Origin of the sequence: Rothia sp. P5764, assembly GCF_048512965.1 — a bacterium.
Classification (GTDB): Bacteria; Actinomycetota; Actinomycetes; order Actinomycetales; family Micrococcaceae; genus Rothia.
Genome location: NZ_JBLXXQ010000002.1, coordinates 245,771 through 263,764 on the forward strand (window position 1 = coordinate 245,771; position 17,994 = coordinate 263,764).

Annotated in this window: 17 protein-coding genes; 4 read left to right on the plus strand and 13 right to left on the minus strand. The window is 55.0% G+C overall.

From position 1 onward, the window contains the following. Window positions 1-109: 109 nt before the first annotated feature. The 6 genes from ACN08Y_RS04775 to hrcA all read right to left on the minus strand — a co-directional run bounded on the left by ACN08Y_RS04775 (window position 110) and on the right by hrcA (window position 6,140). Window positions 110-1,402: a hemolysin family protein gene (locus ACN08Y_RS04775; RefSeq protein ID WP_419111984.1), complete on the minus strand. Its 1,293-nt coding sequence runs from the start codon at window positions 1,400-1,402 to the stop codon at window positions 110-112. 3 nt (window positions 1,403-1,405) lie between these two features. Next, window positions 1,406-1,912 carry an rRNA maturation RNase YbeY gene (gene ybeY / locus ACN08Y_RS04780; RefSeq protein ID WP_419111985.1) on the minus strand — a complete coding sequence of 169 codons (507 nt, stop codon included), beginning with the start codon at window positions 1,910-1,912 and terminating at the stop codon, window positions 1,406-1,408. Next, a complete protein-coding gene (locus ACN08Y_RS04785) occupies window positions 1,909-3,018 on the minus strand; it encodes a PhoH family protein (protein ID WP_419111986.1) in 1,110 nt (369 codons plus the stop codon). The genes ybeY and ACN08Y_RS04785 overlap by 4 nt, the downstream gene beginning before the upstream one ends. 185 nt (window positions 3,019-3,203) lie before the next feature. After that, window positions 3,204-3,965: a 16S rRNA (uracil(1498)-N(3))-methyltransferase gene (locus ACN08Y_RS04790; protein WP_419111987.1), complete on the minus strand. Its 762-nt coding sequence runs from the start codon at window positions 3,963-3,965 to the stop codon at window positions 3,204-3,206. Window positions 3,966-3,974: 9 nt separating this feature from the next. Then, on the minus strand, window positions 3,975-5,090 hold the full coding sequence (gene dnaJ / locus ACN08Y_RS04795; protein ID WP_419111988.1) for a molecular chaperone DnaJ: 1,116 nt from the start codon (window positions 5,088-5,090) through the stop codon (window positions 3,975-3,977). Window positions 5,091-5,147: 57 nt separating this feature from the next. Further along, window positions 5,148-6,140: a heat-inducible transcriptional repressor HrcA gene (gene hrcA, locus ACN08Y_RS04800; protein WP_419099679.1), complete on the minus strand. Its 993-nt coding sequence runs from the start codon at window positions 6,138-6,140 to the stop codon at window positions 5,148-5,150. 149 nt (window positions 6,141-6,289) lie between these two features. Here hrcA and ACN08Y_RS04805 point away from each other — a divergent pair, with 149 nt between their 5' ends. Both ACN08Y_RS04805 and ACN08Y_RS04810 read left to right on the plus strand, forming a co-directional pair. Then, window positions 6,290-7,141 carry a DUF3097 family protein gene (locus tag ACN08Y_RS04805; RefSeq protein ID WP_419111989.1) on the plus strand — a complete coding sequence of 284 codons (852 nt, stop codon included), beginning with the start codon at window positions 6,290-6,292 and terminating at the stop codon, window positions 7,139-7,141. A gap of 159 nt (window positions 7,142-7,300) precedes the next feature. After that, window positions 7,301-7,717, plus strand: a complete 417-nt coding sequence (locus ACN08Y_RS04810; protein WP_419099677.1) for a DUF4870 domain-containing protein — start codon at window positions 7,301-7,303, stop codon at window positions 7,715-7,717. Between the two features lie 60 nt (window positions 7,718-7,777). On the opposite strand, the gene hemW is transcribed toward ACN08Y_RS04810, so the two are convergent. Then, window positions 7,778-9,025 (minus strand): radical SAM family heme chaperone HemW, encoded by a 1,248-nt coding sequence (gene hemW / locus ACN08Y_RS04815; RefSeq protein ID WP_419111990.1) that lies wholly within the window; start codon window positions 9,023-9,025, stop codon window positions 7,778-7,780. Next, window positions 9,025-10,881: a translation elongation factor 4 gene (lepA, locus tag ACN08Y_RS04820; RefSeq protein WP_419099675.1), complete on the minus strand. Its 1,857-nt coding sequence runs from the start codon at window positions 10,879-10,881 to the stop codon at window positions 9,025-9,027. The genes hemW and lepA overlap by 1 nt, the downstream gene beginning before the upstream one ends. Before the next feature lie 145 nt (window positions 10,882-11,026). Between lepA and ACN08Y_RS04825 the strand changes: the two genes are divergently transcribed. Both ACN08Y_RS04825 and rpsT read left to right on the plus strand, forming a co-directional pair. Continuing rightward, window positions 11,027-11,722: a type II toxin-antitoxin system PemK/MazF family toxin gene (locus ACN08Y_RS04825; protein WP_419111991.1), complete on the plus strand. Its 696-nt coding sequence runs from the start codon at window positions 11,027-11,029 to the stop codon at window positions 11,720-11,722. A 201-nt stretch (window positions 11,723-11,923) separates the two neighbouring features. Continuing rightward, a complete protein-coding gene (rpsT, locus tag ACN08Y_RS04830; RefSeq protein ID WP_419099673.1) occupies window positions 11,924-12,187 on the plus strand; it encodes a 30S ribosomal protein S20 in 264 nt (87 codons plus the stop codon). A gap of 114 nt (window positions 12,188-12,301) precedes the next feature. Here the strand turns inward: rpsT and holA are convergent, their stop codons facing one another. From holA to ACN08Y_RS04855, 5 genes are all read right to left on the minus strand, one after another. Next, window positions 12,302-13,309 (minus strand): DNA polymerase III subunit delta, encoded by a 1,008-nt coding sequence (gene holA / locus ACN08Y_RS04835; protein WP_419110413.1) that lies wholly within the window; start codon window positions 13,307-13,309, stop codon window positions 12,302-12,304. Between the two features lie 51 nt (window positions 13,310-13,360). Beyond that, window positions 13,361-14,338: a ComEC/Rec2 family competence protein gene (locus ACN08Y_RS04840; protein ID WP_419111992.1), complete on the minus strand. Its 978-nt coding sequence runs from the start codon at window positions 14,336-14,338 to the stop codon at window positions 13,361-13,363. Further along, a complete protein-coding gene (locus ACN08Y_RS04845) occupies window positions 14,335-15,603 on the minus strand; it encodes a ComEC/Rec2 family competence protein (RefSeq protein WP_419111993.1) in 1,269 nt (422 codons plus the stop codon). The genes ACN08Y_RS04840 and ACN08Y_RS04845 overlap by 4 nt, the downstream gene beginning before the upstream one ends. A gap of 311 nt (window positions 15,604-15,914) precedes the next feature. Further along, a complete protein-coding gene (locus ACN08Y_RS04850) occupies window positions 15,915-16,841 on the minus strand; it encodes a helix-hairpin-helix domain-containing protein (protein ID WP_419111994.1) in 927 nt (308 codons plus the stop codon). A gap of 165 nt (window positions 16,842-17,006) precedes the next feature. Further along, complete coding sequence (locus ACN08Y_RS04855) at window positions 17,007-17,915, minus strand: DegV family protein (RefSeq protein WP_419111995.1); 909 nt, start codon at window positions 17,913-17,915, stop codon at window positions 17,007-17,009. Window positions 17,916-17,994 lie beyond the last annotated feature (79 nt).

Below are 17,994 nucleotides of genomic sequence, written 5' to 3' on the forward strand. Positions count from 1 at the left end.
GCGAAACTACCTCCCGTCCACCCCACCGGCTGATAAAAGAGAGGTCCATCATAAACCCTGGGGCCTACCCTAGAGGGTAGGCCCCATCATAAAAGTGACGTGTGCGGAACTAATGGCTGTGCTCGTCTTCTGGTTCAGTATCAGTATCTGGGCTTACCCAGACCTGTAGGGTGCCCACCTTGTTGCGGCGGCCGCGGGAACCAATAGCTCGAATGTGGATACCCTCCACAAGAACCTCACTACCAATAATCGGTACCCGACCCAAATGCTTAGCGAGCAAGCCGCCTACCGTATCAACGTCGTCGTCTTCTAGCTCAATACCAAAGATTTCCCCGAGCTCCCAGGTGCTCAGACGGGAGCTAATCTTGAAAGTGCCGTCTTCCTGAACAGAAACCTCTGCTTTGTCGTTGTCGTACTCATCGGAAATATCTCCAACAAGCTCTTCGATCAGGTCTTCTAATGTCACAAGACCAGCTGTGCCACCGTACTCATCGACAACGACGGCAATGTGGGTTGATTCGCGTTGCATTTCTTTCAGTAGGTCCATGACCCGTTTAGATTCTGGTTCATAACGCACCGGGCGCATCAGCTCCGCTATTTTCGCTGGCTGGGAACCCTGAGTGCCAGTCCGTGTCGCGGCAACAACGTCCTTGAGATAGAGCATGCCTCGTACATCGTCAAAAGATTCCCCAAGCACCGGAATACGTGAGTAGCCCGATCGTAAAAAGAGAGAGAGCGACTGGTCAATGCTCTGGTCAACATCAACGGTTACCATGTCGGCACGGGGTACCATGATGGAGCGAATCCTGGTTTCGTCAAGCTCGAAAATGGACTGAACCATCTCGGCTTCATCGTCCTCGATAGCCTCAGAAGAGCTAGCCCTATCAACGAACTCGAGGATTTCGTCTTCGGTAAAGATGCCCGTAACCCGCTCAGAATCCCTGGGGCTGAACTTACGAGAGAGCCTCGTCAGAATAGATGAGAAGGGGCGGGTTAGAACGCCCAGCGCGTAGACAGTCCCCGCCATAGCCGAGAAAACCTGAACGTGCTTAGTGCGCCCTACCAGACGCGGAGCTACACCAAAGAAGACAAAGACCAGAACCGTCATCACCAGAAGTGTGGCTATTACACTGACCCAGGTGCGTTCAAAAAGGTCATGGGCTAGCAGGTAGAAGCAAATAATCGAGGCAACTTCAGCTAGCACGCGCCAGATACGCAAGGATCTGAAGTAAGGCTCAGGGTCTGCCAGCACTGCCCTAATACTTTCCTTGCCCGATTCTTCAGCTAAACCTTGGGCCTCGGACCGAGGAAGGTAGGTGTAAGAGGATTCAACAGCGGTAAAGAGATAGCCCAGCAAGACTAGCAACAAGACAGCAAAAAGAAGAAGGATAAGACCTACCACGGTTTAATGCCTCGTCTCAACAGGAGCTGGGCGACCTAAGAAATCTTCCAGCAAGGAACGCTGAATCCCGAACATTTCAGCTTCTTCCTCGGCAGTAGCATGGTCATAGCCCAGACAGTGCAGAATGCCGTGGGTGGTGAGTAGACACAGCTCATCGAGGGTGCTGTGGCCAGCGTCAGCGCCCTGACGGGCTGCTACCGGCGGGCAGAGTACGATATCGCCCAGAACCCCAGAAGAAGGCTGTTCAGGGGTACCCGGGGTGAGCTCGTCCATAGGGAAGCTCATGACATCGGTTGAGCCCGGTAGATCCATCCAGTCCAGGTGGATGCGCTCCATCTCCGATTCCCCCACTACTGCAATCGAAAGCTCTGTATCGGGTGCCAAGTGCATGCTCGAAAAAACGTGGGCCACCAGGCCTTCAATAGTCGCAATATCTACTGCTGCGAAAGACTCCCGGTCAAAATCACTTGCTGAGCTATCCAGCTCCTCAATTTCAAATTCTAGGTTCACTGGTTTGTACCATCTTCTTGCTCTGACACCTCAATACCGGATTTAGCCAATAGCTTTTCGGCTGCAGCTTCTATGGTCTGACGTTTAACCTTGCGATTGCGGCGGCGCTCCATAGAGGACTTTGCCTGATCCCACTTATCATAGGCATTGACGATATCGGATACGAGGCTATGACGAACGACGTCTTCTGCCTCAAGCACTGCAAGGTGGATATCATCAATACCCTCTAGAATCTGCCGAACCTGCTTGAGGCCCGAAGCCTGACCGCCCGGAAGGTCGATCTGGGTGACGTCGCCGGTAATCACCATCTTTGAGCCAAAGCCCAGACGGGTCAGGAACATCTTCATCTGCTCCACCGTGGTGTTCTGAGCCTCGTCCAGAATAATAAATGCGTCGTTCAAGGTGCGTCCACGCATATAGGCCAGAGGAGCCACCTCAATGGTGCCGGCTTCCATCAGCCTGGGAATAGACTCAGGATCGATCATGTCATGGAGCGCATCGTAAAGAGGGCGCAGATAGGGGTCAATCTTATCGTTGAGGGTACCGGGTAAGAACCCCAAACGCTCGCCTGCTTCAACAGCCGGTCGAGTCAGAATAATACGGTTGACTTCCTTGGATTGAAGGGCCTGCACCGCCTTAGCCATGGCTAAATAGGTTTTGCCTGTACCCGCAGGGCCGATACCAAACACCACGGTGTTGGCGTCAATGGCATCAACATAGCTCTTCTGGTTAATGGTTTTGGGTCGAATATTTTTGCCGCGAGAACTTAGAATATTTTGGCTCATAGCGGTTGCCGGGTGGTTCAGGCTGGCAGTCATCATGGACATTATCCGTTTGACAACCTCGGCGGTGACCTGCGTATCGTTCTCCACCAAAAGAGTGAGTTCCGCAAGCAATCGGACGGTTGTCGCCACGGTCTCTGAAGGTCCGGTAACCACGACGTCCAGGCCCTTAGGCCGAATCCTTAGGCCGGGGAAAGTCTGTTCAACCAGCCCGATATTACCGTCGTGGGGGCCAAGAACTGCCACCATTTCTGCGGTGGATTTGAAAGAGAAAGTCCGGGCTACTGAAAGCGGCCGGCTCGTAGATTGTACTGATGTAGTCATAAGTGCCCAGCTGGGCCTTCAGAGCTCCTCATTGCAGTAGCGAACAGGGGGTAGTGCTCAGGGTTTACTTTACCCGCACTATTTGAAGAAAAAACGGGTTTTGCGCAGAGTGATATTGAACAGTTCGTGATATTGAACAGTTCGCCAACTCAAGGTAGATCTCTTGAAAGCTGGCAATGAACTCTTTACCAGCGACCCAGGGCAAGATTCAGTGCCGAAATAGCGGCAGCTCCGGCTGTTGAGCTACGGAGCACCTCGGGGCCAAGCAATACGGTGTGTGCGCCGGCTTCTTCCAAGATCTCAAGCTCCCGAGGGCTAATCCCACCCTCCGGCCCCACCACAAAATAGACCTCCTCAACATCCGGGCTAAGGTGCTCTGCCAAAGCCTGTGAAAGTCGGTAGTTTGCCTGCTCATGCAGAAGTAGAAAGAGCGCCCGCTCCCCCAATTCCTGGGCCAAATCGGCCAGATCAGCCGTGCTGTGGAGCTGATAGACAGGCGGGAGCAGTGCCCGCCTAGACTGCTTGGCTGCGGCTTTGACCGTGTTCTGCCACTTGGCATGTGCTTTTGCTGCCCGCTCCATCTTCCAACGAACAATTGAGCGGTCGGCACTCCACGGTACAATACCGTGAGCGCCCAGCTCGGTGGCCATCTCAATAGCCTGGATATCTCGGTCGCCCTTGGCCAGAGCCTGAACCAGGTAGATCGAAATACCTAGCTCATCGAGCGCCAGCGACTGAACCGTTAGCAGCAAACCGCCGTCTACTGTGCCCTCCACCCTTGTGACGGCCCGGTTGCCCAAGCCGTTGACCAGGTCGATCCCCTCGCCTAACTCCGCACGTTTGACGGTCTTGGCGTGGTGGCCCTCATCGCCTAGGAGACTGTAGGCGGCCCCTGGGACCAAGGACTCAAAATCTTCGGGTGAGATGTAGTAGACGGCGTTGCTCATAACGAGTTCCTACTTGAGGTGGTCTTTGAGGCGGGAGAAGAACCCACCCTGCTTATGGGTCACTGTTTCACTCATCTTGAGATCTTCTCCGCGCAACTCCGAGAACTGCTTAAGCAGGTTCTTTTGTTCATCGGTGAGTTGGGTAGGGGTACGGACCTCAACCTGCACACGCAAATCACCGCGGCCACCACCGCGCAGGTGGTTAACACCCAGGCCCTTGAGCGTGATGACATCGCCAGACTGAGTGCCGGCTGGAATCTGTATCTCCTGCGGCCCGTCGAAAGTCTCCAAGGTGATGGTAGTGCCCAAGGCGGCAGCGGTCATCGGAACCCCTACCGCCGCAATGAGGTCATCGCGTTCGCGTGAGAAAGTGGGATCGGCCGCTACGCGAAGCTCAACGTAGAGGTCACCATTAGGTCCGCCGGCGGTGCCTGCTTCACCCTGCCCCGCTAGACGAATACGGGCGCCATCGGTTACGCCCGCAGGAATCTTGATGGTCAGGGGCTTGCGTTCACGCACACGACCCTCACCATAGCACTCGGCGCAGGGGTGCTTTATAACGGTTCCAAAGCCACGGCAGCTGGGGCACTCAACAGGCTGAACGACAGTACCCAAGATGGACTGGACCTGGCGCTGCATGTAGCCCTGGCCACGGCAGGTTTCACAGGTTTCGGGGTGGGTACCCTCAGCGGTTCCCTCGCCCTTACACAGGTCGCAGGTCACAGCGGTATCAACGGTGATGGGCTTATTGGTGCCAAAGACAGCGTCTTTAAGGTCAATCTTGACGTTGATAAGAGCATCCTGCCCCTGACGAACCCGGCTCTGCGGCCCGCGCGGAGTCGCGTTGAAAAAGGTCTCAAAGATATCCTGGAAACCACCAAAGCCGCCCGCCCCGTTAAAGCCGCCGGCTGTGCCGTTCTCGTTACCGGTTTGATCATAAATCCGGCGCTTTTCAGGGTCAGAGAGCACATCGTGAGCTAGCGAAACACGCTTAAATTCCTCAGCGGCTTCCTCAGAAGGGTTAATGTCGGGGTGCAGCTGGCGGGCTTTCTTGCGGTAGGCCTTTTTGATTTCTTCGGGGCTGGCATCGCGCGATACACCGAGGGTTTCGTAGTGACTGCTCACAGTTCTCTCTTTCAGGGTCATGGGGTACTACTAAATATGTGGAGGCAAGAAGCTGTTTTACTCCTGCCCCAAAATCTTTGACAGGTAGCGGGCTACGGCATTCACCTTTGAGACGGTTCGGGCGTAGTCCATACGTGTTGGCCCTACAACACCAACGTGTGCGTTTCCTCCAGGGCCGTAGCTACTTGCAACAACTGAGGTCTCGGCCAGCGATTTCTCCCTGTTTTCTGAGCCGATGCTGACCGCGAAACCGCGCTCATCGTGTTCCATAGTTGCCAAAAGCTTAAGGAGCACCACTTGCTCTTCAAGGGCATCGAGTACAGGTGCAATACTACCGCGAAAATCAACGGTTGACTCTGCCAGGTAGGCTGTTCCCGCTATCAGCACCTGAGAGGATACACCCTGAGCTGCCAGTAGCTGAACGGCCTGGACGAGGCTGAGCATGAGCTTGCTGCGCGGGTGAGGAGCCAGCGCCTGAGCTACCTGGGACAGAGGCTGACCCGAAAAGGCCTCAATAAGCTGTTGCTTGATAGTGACCAGTTCATCGGCTGTATGCGGGCATGCTACCGTTCGTTGGGTGACCTGCCCGGTATCGGTAATCAGTACCACTAGGACTGTGGATGTTGATAAAGAGACCAGCTCAACATGCCGTAGCGCAACCGTCGGGCCGGTCGGATACTGCACCATGGCGACCTGGTGAGTAAGCGAAGAAAGGAGCTGGACGCTACTTTTCATCATGTCATCCACGCTATCGGCGCTATCGAGCAGGGTATGGATTGCTCTCTTCTCCCCTGGTGAGAGCGGTCGCAAAGCCGATATCTGGTCAACGAAAAGCCGGTAACCCAGGTCAGTGGGCACTCTGCCCGCACTGGCATGTGGTGCCGATATCAGGCCCTGTTCTTCCAGAGCGGCCATGTCGTTGCGCACCGTGGCGCTAGAAACCCCCAACTGCCGCCGCTCAATGAGGGTCTTTGAACCAACCGGCTCCCGAGTATGCACGTATTCCTCGACGATAGCCTGCAAGACCTGAAGCCTGCGCGGATGGTCCATTTCACCTCCTGATGATGTGAGCTTTAAGGGTTTTTAGCACTGGGGATACCAGAGTGCTAAGTTACCCGTTAACTCTAATACCACTGCACTAGAATCAGAATTCAGTACGCTGATGGCTAAGGCACTTGGCCGTGTTTTCAAGGAGTTCAATGGATTATCGCGCTTCGTGGGGGTCAGCTGATCTGAGCGCCCACAAACATTCCCAATTACCCCGCGTGGTGCTCAAACCGGGGCTGGTTCTCGAAGATATGGTGAGCGGTTTTGTGGGTGCAGCTGTTTCGCTCCGCTCTGTTGGCAGTAACCGTATGGTAGGTCTTGAGGATCGGCATGGGCGGGTCAAGCAATTCCCCTTGGGCCCCGGCTTCCTCCTTGAAGGTCGACCGGTCAACCTTGTTGCTCCTGAACCGCAACAGGCTAAGCCCACCAAGCAGATTTCCCGATCCGGTTCTGTCGCCTTGGATAATGCCCCCGCTAGGACTGCCCGTGCCAGCCGAATTTGGGTCGAAGGTATCCACGACGCTGAACTGATTGAGAAAGTGTGGGGGCACGACCTGCGTGTCGAAGGGATTGTGGTCGAACCCCTCCACGGTCTTGATGATGTAGCCAGTGCCATTAGGGAGTTCGCACCAGCGCCCCACCGAAAACTCGGGATTCTAGTGGACCACCTGATTACCGGGTCTAAAGAAAGCCGTATAGCCGAAGCCGCGCTGAAAACCCCCGGCGCTCGCGGGAACGTAATGATTATGGGGCACCCCTTTGTCGATATTTGGCAGGCAGTTAAACCCGGCGTTCTTGGAATCGAGAAATGGCCCGTAATCCCCCGCAGCGAAGAATGGAAGCAGGGAATCCTCCGCCGACTCAACCGGCCTTACGCCAGACCCGAAGATATTCGAGCCGGATGGGACTCAATCCTAAAGCGCGTTGATACCTATACCGACCTTGAGCCGGCTCTGCTTGGCCCAGTAGAACAACTCATAGATTTTGTGACTCTTGAAAGCTAAACTTTCTCGGTAAATAATGTGATAAATATCGTGCGCTCACAAGACAAAAAGTCACTTATACCTATACCTTGTACACAAGCTATTGACTAGACTTGTCTGAGGCATGATCTTGGCATCGTGCCATCACTCGTATCCACCCAAGACCAAAGAGAAACCTTCTTGAAGACTGCAACTTCTCCATCGACCACCACCTACAAGGGGTCCTCAGCAACGGCATCGCACCTGTCCGTTAATGCTGACCGCAACATAGCGACTGCTGCCCACTTCGGTGGTGTACTCGGCTGTATCCCCTCCGCTGTTATCTACTACCTCTACCGGGGTCGCGGTCCTTTCACTGAGCAGGAATCACGTGAGGCGCTCGACTTCACCCTGCTTCCCACCATCGTTTTGGCTCTGGGAATTATTCTGAGTAACATCCCCGCTATCGGCTGGTTCTTCGGACTTGTAGCAGCTCTGACCTGGACCTACCTGGCTTTCTCAGCCCTTATTGCCGGCATTGTGGTAACTCGCGGTAACCCCTACCAGTACAAGTTCAACACTTTCCTTTTCACTAAGATTTTGAGCCGTAAAAAGTAGCCTCTGCTAATCTAAAAGTTCTGGGCCCCTACCTTATGCAGGTATGAGGCCCAGTTTTCTTTAGTACAGGTCGGGTAGTAGCTCCCTGGTCACGGCATCGCCTAAGAGCCGACCCTGCAGAGTGAGTCTGACCCGACCGTCAGCAAGGGCCTGCTCATCAATCAGCCCTTGACCTATAAGCCAGTCGAGGGACGAAGCGATATCGGTGCCCTGCCGGCCCTCCACCAGCCGGCTCACAGGTAATCCGTCGATGACGCGAAGCATGAGCATGATGTCTTCAAACCGTCGCGTTTCTTGACTTAAGACCTCGCGGGCCGCTGCGGGGCTTAGACCTTGCCTGACCCTTGTGGTGTAGGGAACTGGGTGCTTGAGGTTCCACCAGCGAGTCCCATCCACATGTGAATGAGCACCGGGACCAACCCCCCACCAGTCCTGGTTGCGCCAGTAGGCGTAGTTGTGGCGGCTCCTAAACTCCGGCGACTTAGCGTAGTTGGAAACCTCATACCAGTGGTAGCCTTCTTCATCGAAGATTGCTTCAGCAAGAAGATACTTATCGGCCATAGCATCTTCATCGGGCATAGCAAACTCACCCCTACGAATTTGCGCGGCAAGTTTAGTCCCCTCCTCCACAATCAGGGAGTAGGCCGAGATATGGTCAGGCCCATAAGAAACTGCCGCTCGCACGGTCTGCTCCCACTGCTCTAGACTCTCCCCCGGAGCGCCGTAGATCAGATCAAGGGAAACCTGTAAACCGGCCTCGCGGGCCCAAGCCACTACCTTAGGAACATTAGCCGGTGTGTGCGTGCGGTCAAGCACTGCAAGGACATCAGGCACCACGGACTGCATGCCAAAGGATACCCTGGTAAAGCCACCGGCTCTGAGCGTAAACAGGTCATCGCGGGTCACAGAGTCGGGGTTGGCCTCCGTGGTAACCTCCGCCCCCTTCTCCAAGCCAAATAGATTTATGGCTTTCGCCAGAATCCGGACTAAATCAGCAGCCGGCAATTTGGTCGGAGTCCCACCCCCAAAGAACACAGAGTAGAGCTTACGCTCCGGTGCTCCTGACTCTCGCAGAACCCGCTGAGCAAACTCAAGCTCAGCAATAGCATCGTCAGCATAACTGCCTAACCCAACGCCGTCACCGAAATCTTCGGTTGCGTAGGTGTTGAAATCGCAGTAACCACAGCGCACAGAACAGAAAGGAACATGCACATACAAACTAAAATCGCGTTCCTGCAAACTGGCGGCAGAATCAAATGGGATTCTGCCGTCCAAGGGTGCAGGTTGGCCTAAAGGCTGAGCCGGCATTATTTCTTTGACTTGTCCTTAGACTCTTCACCCGATGAGAGCGCCGCAATGAAGGCTTCCTGGGGAACCTCAACGCGGCCCACCATCTTCATACGTTTCTTGCCTTCCTTCTGCTTCTCAAGGAGCTTACGCTTACGCGAAATATCGCCACCGTAGCACTTAGAAAGGACATCCTTACGCATAGCGCGGATATTCTCACGGGCAATAATGCGTGACCCGATGGCAGCCTGGATAGGTACCTCGAACTGCTGGCGAGGAATCAGCTCACGCAGTTTACCGGTCATCATGACACCGTAGGAGTATGCCTTATCACGGTGAGTGATAGCAGAGAAAGCGTCGACCTTTTCACCCTGGAGCAAGATGTCAACCTTGACCAGGTCGGCCTCTTCTTCGCCGTCAAATTTCCAGTCCAGTGAAGCGTAGCCACGGGTCTTGCTCTTGAGCTGGTCAAAGAAGTCAAAGACAATCTCAGCCAGTGGCAGACGATAACGGAGCTCCACACGGTCCTGGGAGAGATAATCCATGCCCCCCATGGAACCGCGACGGGACTGACACAACTCCATAATGGCACCCACAAACTCGTTGGGAGCGATGATGGTGCAGGCGACCATGGGTTCCTTGATAATGGCTACCTTGCCTTCGGGGAACTCACTGGGGTTGGTCACCCGCTGGGAAACTCCATCTTCGCCCACAACATCGTAGATAACGTTGGGAGCGGTGGAGATAAGGTCCAGGTTGAACTCCCGCTCAAGACGTTCACGAACAATCTCAAGGTGGAGCAGACCCAGGAAGCCGCAGCGGAAGCCAAAGCCTAGTGCCGCTGAAGTCTCAGGCTCCCAGATCAGGGCAGCATCGTTGAGCTGGAGCTTTTCCAGGGCATCGCGCAGGGCCGGGTAGTCGGAGCCGTCAATGGGGAACAAGCCAGAGAACACCATAGGCTTGGGGTCCTGGTAACCTCCCAGCTCCTCACTGGCAGGCAGATGCGAACTTGTCACGGTATCACCCACGCGGGAGAGACGGACGTCTTTTACACCGGTAATCAGGTAGCCCACTTCGCCCATACCCAGTCCGTCGGTGGGTTTAGGTTCGGGCGAAATCACACCAATTTCGAGCAGGTCATGCTCCGCGCCCGTGGACATCATCTTGATTTTTTGACGCGGGGTGAGCTTACCATCAACTACACGAACATAGGTGACAACGCCGCGGTAAGAGTCGTATACGGAGTCGAAAATCATGGCGCGGGCGGGAGCATCCTGCTCCCCCTTAGGTGCAGGCAGGAGCTCCACAATACGGTCTAGAAGTTCGGGCACACCCTCACCGGTCTTACCGGAAACACGCAAAACCTCATCGGGCTCAACTCCAATCAGATGAGCTAGCTCCTCTGCATATTTATCGGGCTGTGCCGCTGGCAGATCAATCTTGTTGAGGACCGGGATAATAGCCAAATCGTTTTCCATGGCTAGGTAGAGATTAGCCAGGGTCTGGGCCTCAATACCCTGAGCCGCATCAACCAGAAGCAAAGCGCCTTCACATGCTGCCAGAGAGCGTGAAACCTCATAGGTGAAGTCCACGTGGCCGGGTGTGTCAATCATGTTCAGAGCGTAGTTAACGCCCTTGACTTCCCAAGGCATACGAACAGCCTGGGACTTAATGGTGATACCGCGCTCACGCTCGATATCCATGCGGTCAAGATACTGAGCTTTCATCTCACGCGGGGTAACAACCCCGGTAGCCTGCAACATGCGGTCGGCCAGGGTCGATTTACCGTGGTCGATATGCGCGATAATGCAGAAATTGCGGATGATGGAGGGATCAGTAGCCGCGGGCTTAGGTGGGTTGGTCGCCAAGGGTGACACGTGGGTTTGGTCCTTTCACGACTCACAGTAGCTTGCAGAAGCTCACAGGGAAGTCTCTGACGATAGAAATCAGTTAACCAGTTTCTCACACATCACGCGTGCGTGTCTGCTCGCGCGCCGCTCATAAGCGTTTATTGTAGTGACCATGAAGATCAATTTGAGAACCATCAACCAGGCGCTCAGCATCGGTCAGAAGCTTATGCGCGAATGGAACAAGTACCAGAACCAGAAGGATCGTCAGCAGGGTACCGCAGCCCCGAAGACCACCCGCTCAAAAACCACGCGAGAAACCAAACGCGAGGGTGACTACGGCACTTTTGGGACTGAGCCAGCTCAGCAGAGACCGGCAGAGAGCACTCAAGGCCAGTCGCCGGGAGTCCCCTCAAACCCTTACGCAACCGGTACAACGCCACCCCCTGCTACCAGCTCAAACACTGGTAGCTGGGAAACCGGCGGCTACCCCGGCGATTACTTCGGAACTGTAACTTTCGACTACTCCCCTAACCCCGATGGTGAAGCTGACCCCGGTGAAGTTGTATGGGCCTGGGTGCCCTTCGAAGAAGACTACACCCAGGGAAAGGACCGCCCGCTTCTGATTATCGGGAAGAGCGGCAACTACCTGCTAGGTCTCATGCTGACCAGTAAGGACCACACCAACGCCGCAACCACCGACCCCAACTATCTCGATATCGGTAGCGGCGCATGGGATAAGGAAGGCCGCCCCTCCGAGGTCAAGCTCAACCGGGTCATCCAGCTCAACCCCAGGGGTCTTCGTCGTGAAGGCGCCACTATGGATAGGGCAACCTTCGACCTGGTTGTTCAGGCCTACAACCAACGCTGAACTATCTTCAGGGCAGGTGCATAAGTGTTGCCTTAATCTCCGCCACACAGAGCCAATAAACTGATAAAGTTAATGCTTGTGTGTCCGATGGTCATCGGGCACTGCTGACTGGTTGCCATAGGCATCCCCACGCCGCTCAGTCGATGACCGGTCAGCACAGCCCTCACCGACCAATTAGACAAAAACAGAAAGTTTTTAATCGTGGCTAATATTAAGTCCCAGAAGAAGCGTATCCTCACCAACGAGAAGGCTCGCCTGCGCAACAACGCAATCAAGTCCGATCTCAAGACCTCCATCCGTAAGGTCACCGAGGCAGTTGAAGCTCAGAATGTTGAAGCAGCAACTGACGCTCTTCGTACCGCAAACCGCAAGCTTGACAAGGCTGTTTCAAAGGGTGTTCTTCACAAGAAGAACGCTGCAAACAAGAAGTCAGGCCTTGCTGTTCTGGTAAACAAGCTTTCCTAAGTTCTGGTTCCGGCCCCTCTAGCCGGCGTCTAAGAGCGAAGTGACATAAAGCCCCACACACCCTTAGGGTATGTGGGGCTTTGTGCATGCCAGGGATATTTTTGCCAGGACCTATTACCGGCTCTGTGCCGTCTGCGCAATAGCAAGGACAGCTTTTTCCAGCGGGTAGAGCGGATCAAGGTTCTCACCCTTAAGCTGGGCATCGGTATCAGCCAGAAGAGCTAGAATCTGCGCAAGGTCAGCCGGAGAATACCTGCGTGCATCACGTTGCGCGGCCTCGACCTGCCAGGGGATCATCTTGAGCTCACTTGCGAGCTGGTTAGCGCTCCCAGGTACCCCGTGAACCTTGGCGATATTACGGATACGGGCGGCCAAGGCACCAAGCAGTGGGATAGGGTCACTTCCGGTGTCCATAGCCTGGCGGACAAGCTTGATGGCTTCCCTGCTGTTACCGGCAATAGCAGCATCGGCCACCTTAAAGGCTGTGACCTCGGTTCGGCCTCCGAAGTATCTGTTGATAGTCTCCAGAGTAATCTCACCGGGTTCATCGGAGGCCAGCTGTCGAGCCGCCGATGCCAGCTCAGCTATATCGCTGGAAGCAGCTGCCAAGGTGGAGGCGGCAAGGGGGTCAATACGCCGACCAGCTTCCCTAAACTCATAAATCACAAAATCTACACGGTCACGTTCGTTCTTGAGAGATTTGCACTCAACTACTGGGTAATTCCTGTTAGCACGGATGGTGTCTAAGAGTTTCTTTCCGCGGTTTCCCCCGCTGTGGTGAAGGATAGTCAGGGTTGAAGCCTGCGGAGTCTGGCAGTAGGCCAACATATCGGTCAAAAAGAGGTCGTTCATCTGTGCAAGCTGTTCGACCTCAATAATTTTGGGCTCGTCAAAGAGAGAAGGGCTAGCTAGGACCCCTAGCTGGCCAGCTTTGTAGTCTTTAGCTGAAAGTACCGATAGCTCATAGGCCCCGTGTTCTTCAGCAAAGAGCTTGCGGAGCCGTTCCTTCGCTCGTTGGGCAAAATATTCCTCGGGTCCGTACAGTAGGGCTACTGCCGCCAGAGGAACTGTCCTCCAAGCCTTGTCTGCAGTGGACGGTCGTGATTTTGATGAGCGTGCCATGGGCCTCCTTCGTGCCCTTCCATCTTGTCAGAAAATCTTTGGGCGTGCAGGTTAACGAGAAGTGATGAGGTGTAGACCATCGTCATGGGAGCTCACCGCGATATGGCCCTGTTGGTCTGTCCTCTTAGTAGCTATGCCCTGTTTCTCTAAAAATTCCATAATGCTGGGGTGAGGGTGGCCGTAGCTGTTGCCCTGTCCCACTGAAACTACAGCTAGCTGAGGTTTGACAGCGATGATGAGATCGGTCCCGCTCCCCCTGGACCCGTGGTGGGCGACCTTAAGCACTGCTGAGGGCAAGGCTGAGCCGTAGTTTTTGATGATGCTATGGGCAGCTTCCGCCTCTAGGTCGCCTGTGGTGAGTACCGTGAGGTGCTCCTCTTGCGAGTTCAAGGGCGCGATATCCCAGCGCATCACCAGCGAGGTATTGTTGGTCCAGCTTGAGCTATCTGATTCACCGGGTATCGCTTGCGGTTCGGACGGTGGCCACAAAACCTCTGCGGTAGCTTGTACCCGGTGATTACTGAGGGGAAAGCCTACAGAGCTCCCCTGCTCAAGGGAATGCAGTGCCGGTTGATGCTGTAGCTGCCGGGAAACGTGACCTTCTAGCTGGTTGAGTTTTTCTGAACCAAAATAGGGGCTTACCACTACATTCTTCACGGGTAGGGAGGCCAAAGCCCAAGAGTAGGCACCGTAGTGGTCGCTGTGCTCGTGCGTGAGCACGACTGCCTCTAGTTCGTCGATGCCAGCCCAGTCCAGACAGGTTTTAAGTGCTTGAGGGTTATCCCCTGTATCCAGGAGGATGGCAGAACTATTGCCTATTCTGATGAGGTGGGCATCGCCTTGGCCAACGTCGCAGGTAATCCACTGCCAGTCAGCTGGGGCCTTATCTCTTGATGAAAAGCGTGGAGTGATAAGTACGAACAGAAGAACCACAATGAGGCAGAAGAGCACCAGATTGGCCCATTTTCGTGCTGGGTCTTTTCTCCAGGAACCGGGTAAGAGGTTATTCAAAGAAGGTGTTCTGCTCACGCTATACCGCTCTCGCCAACATCAAATAAGGCAGGAACTCTTGAATCCTGCGGAGTGTTAATCCGGGCATCGGTCACCAAAACTATGGCACTGACAGCCGCCACGCCAAAGAGCGTCAGCAGTAGGTTGTGGGGGCTCACCTCTAAAGGGATGCGACTACCGGGGAGGTCATAGCACCAGCGGCTTACCCAATGGACGGTTTGGGCGCCCAGGCCACCGCATTGGAGGAAGAAGCTAGCTACCTGATCAGCATAATTCTGGCTTGAAGCTAGGAGGGCCGCTAGGCCGGCCAAGGTAATAGGGGCAACGAATGGGGCCACCAGGATATTCGCAAGAACGGTATAGGGGTAGAAAGACTCTGAAAGGAGCAAAATAACCGGTGCACACCATAGAGAAGCCGCCAAAGGAAGAGCTAAGACTTCAGCCAAGAGTAAAGGAAAAATATGGCAGAGGAGACGCGTTATGGCAGGTGCCAACAGCATCAGCGAGGCTGTGGCGGTGACGGATAGCACGAACCCGTAGTCGGTTGCCAGTTCGGGTGATATAAACAGCAAACCGATAAGGCAGCTTGAAAGCAAGGTAAGCCGGTAGGCCCCGTGCCCCAGCACAAGACCTACCGCACCGAGCAGGCCCATAGTCCAAGCCCTTAATACCGAACCGTCCGGGCCGACAACCGAGACGTAGAGGGTGGCAGCGCCCAGACCAGAACAAATCAGAAGTAACCTGGGTAGGCCCAGTTGCTGAACCAGCCGGTAGGCCAGTACGAAGATGAGGGTGATATTGGAACCGGATACGGCTGTGAGATGAGTGAGCCCTGAGGCTCTTAAAGCATTGACCGCCTGCTCTGAAAGCGGAGTATCGTCCCCGTATGCCATCCCTAAGACCAGCCCGGCCTCATCCGCACCTATCTCTCTAGTCGCCTTTGCCCGTAGCTCGTTTTTGAGAAGAAAAATAGCGGGAGCTGATGGGGCACCGCCCTGGTACCGTAGCGCCCCTTTGACGCTGTAGTAGCTACCCTGAATACGAAATCTACCTACACCGGTTACTGAGCTTCCGGGAACAAACAGCTGCTCTGTGTAGATATGAAGGCTGATAGCTGCCTCGTAGGTGCTGGGATACTTCGATAGCTGGTGAGTGGCAACGGTCGTCCTGTAGCCTCCCCGAGTGGCCGGTTCGGAGTTCACAACCTGGCCGGCAAGCCGTAAGCCCTGACCGTTGAGCTCTTGGAGTAGGTCTAACCTAGCTGGGTAATCTTTGCCCACCATAATGACGGCTTGCAGACAACAAAGCAGGAGCGCAAAGGCTAGACAGGCCTGTAATCCCCCGTGAATCCTGGTGCTGATTCTGCTTATTCTGAGAGTCAAGGGCCGATAGGAAAGGCACAGCAGGAAAGCAAGTAAGAGCAGGAGGACCAGAGCCACTCTGAAAGGGTATAGGTGCGTAAGGGCAGTAAAACACCAGAGAGAAAGTGCCGCAGGAAGGAGCCGTATATCTGTAAAACGAGGTTGCGCCAGCCGATGCCAGCTCAGGGCCCGGGATTGGTGCCAGCGCTTGCGAAGGTACTGTGCAGATCCCATTAGACGGTCACCAATGGCCTGAGTTTTTCCAGTTTAGCCGGCCCGATACCTGATACCTGGTCTAACTCGTCAACGGACTGGAAACCTCCGTGCTCTTCACGCCAGGCTATGATCGATTCAGCAAGTACAGGACCAACCTGGGGCAGAGTCTGCAGCTCGCTAGCTTCTGCTGTGTTGATGTTCACCAAATGATCGGTAGCAGAGGAACTACCGGCGGAGCTACTTGCCTTTCCTTGGGTAGCCTGTGCGGGTGGCAGGACGGTTTCCTCCCCCACCGCCGGAACATATATTTGCCTCCCATCCATGACCGGTTCAGCCAGATTGATAGCCGAGGTATTTGCATCGGGCCTAGGCCCACCGGCAGCAGTAAGTGCGTCGTTGACGCGGCCCCCCGGTTTAAGCTCGTAGAGGCCGGGAGAGATCACAGCACCGGTCACATGTACTAGGACAGCACCACCTGATGCGGCTGAACTGCTACTGGTGGGCGTACTAGAATCTGAGGTGTTGCTTGGCTCCTGCCTGGACCGAGCACCTGCCTGTTCCTGTGCCGGAGCAGAAACGGGAGAGATGACTTCTTGGCTACCTCTTGAACCTCCTACTACCGGCCACAGGGCAAAGCCGGAAAGAACCAGTGCAAGGATAATAAGCGCTCCGGTAGGTACCTTCCAACGAATCACCGATGCCTGAGGGGCTGATAAAGAGCTATGAGCTGACTGCGCCTGCAGGGCCTGTTCAATCAGTAGCCGGTGGCGTGGGCGTGAGCTGCCGACCTGTTCTGAAGGTTGAGCTGGATCCTCACCGGGGGCAGGACCTCTTGTCGTAATCAGATAATCTGTGAGTCGATCAGGCCTATCATCCTCGCAGTCGTAGGGTTCTGGCCAGGCCTCCTGCGAAAGGTCGGGGCTCTGAAAGTGCTGTTCTTTCATGCCGACAGGTTAGACCGATCGGTCCTAGCGACCTGTATTCAACCCTAGCTGTGGAAGGCCAGGGCACTGTTATTCTCCAGCACTTAGCTCATCAGTTAGTGAAAAAGGTGAATACATGACGCGGCTGTAGAACACGATGCTCACAGGCGGCCCACCTACCAAAGCCTAGAGCACAACGGTTGCAAGAGCACCCAGGCCTGCGTGGGCGGCGAGAACCGGCGGTAGCGGGCTAAGCTGAGCTTGCTCAGCTACTTGACCGAGCCTAGTTTTAAGTTCTTTTGCCTGCTCCACATTCCCGCTGTAGTGGATAGCAACGACCCTGCCAGCCCTCTGTATCAGTGATCTGGCTTCAGAGGTTTCTAAAGTGATGTCTAAAGGCAACTCACCGGAGCGTTTACTACAAGCATCATGAGTGAGGGCTACGAGGCGTTCAATAGCCTTTGCCGTGGTGCGTGGGCGTTCAAGGTAGCTTAGCTTGCCGTCCAGAACGGTTGCCACAGGTCGAATTTGGAACATCTGCCCAACCATTGCAAGGGCTGGGCTGACCCGACCGCCCCGTTTGAGAGCGTCTAGGGTTGGAATAAAAAAGAAGAGCTCGGTGCTTGAACACAGCTCTTCAGCCAGAAGGCTTGCTCTTTCTAGGTCGCCCTCCTCGGCCAACAACCGGTGCAGGCGGGCAACCGGCTCCCCCAGACCCATTGCAAGGTTGAGAGAGTCCACCACCGCAACCGGGATATCAACCATGGACGCGGCCAAGCCTGCTGCATCGCAGGTGCCAGAAAGCTCACCCGACAGGTGTACCGAAACAACGCCCTCAAACCCTTGCTGGGCGAAGTCCTCGTAAATATCAGCCAGGGCCCCGGGAGCCACCCCGGAAGTGGTAACCTGCTGGCCCTGAACATGGGCCATAGCAATAGCCTCATCAACGGTCATGGAGTCCAGGCTATCAACCGGCTGATTGTCGATTGAAACCGGTAAATCCGCAATGGCAAAGCCGCCCGCACTGAGCAGAGCTGCCAGCAGCTCTATAGGCAGAGCGGAAGAAGAATCGGTAACGAGAGCAAGTGAACGCACCCTCCTACTCTACCCCTTCTGCTGTCTAGCACCCTTAACAGAAAGCAGGCGGGATGCCACCCAGATTGGTGGCACCCCG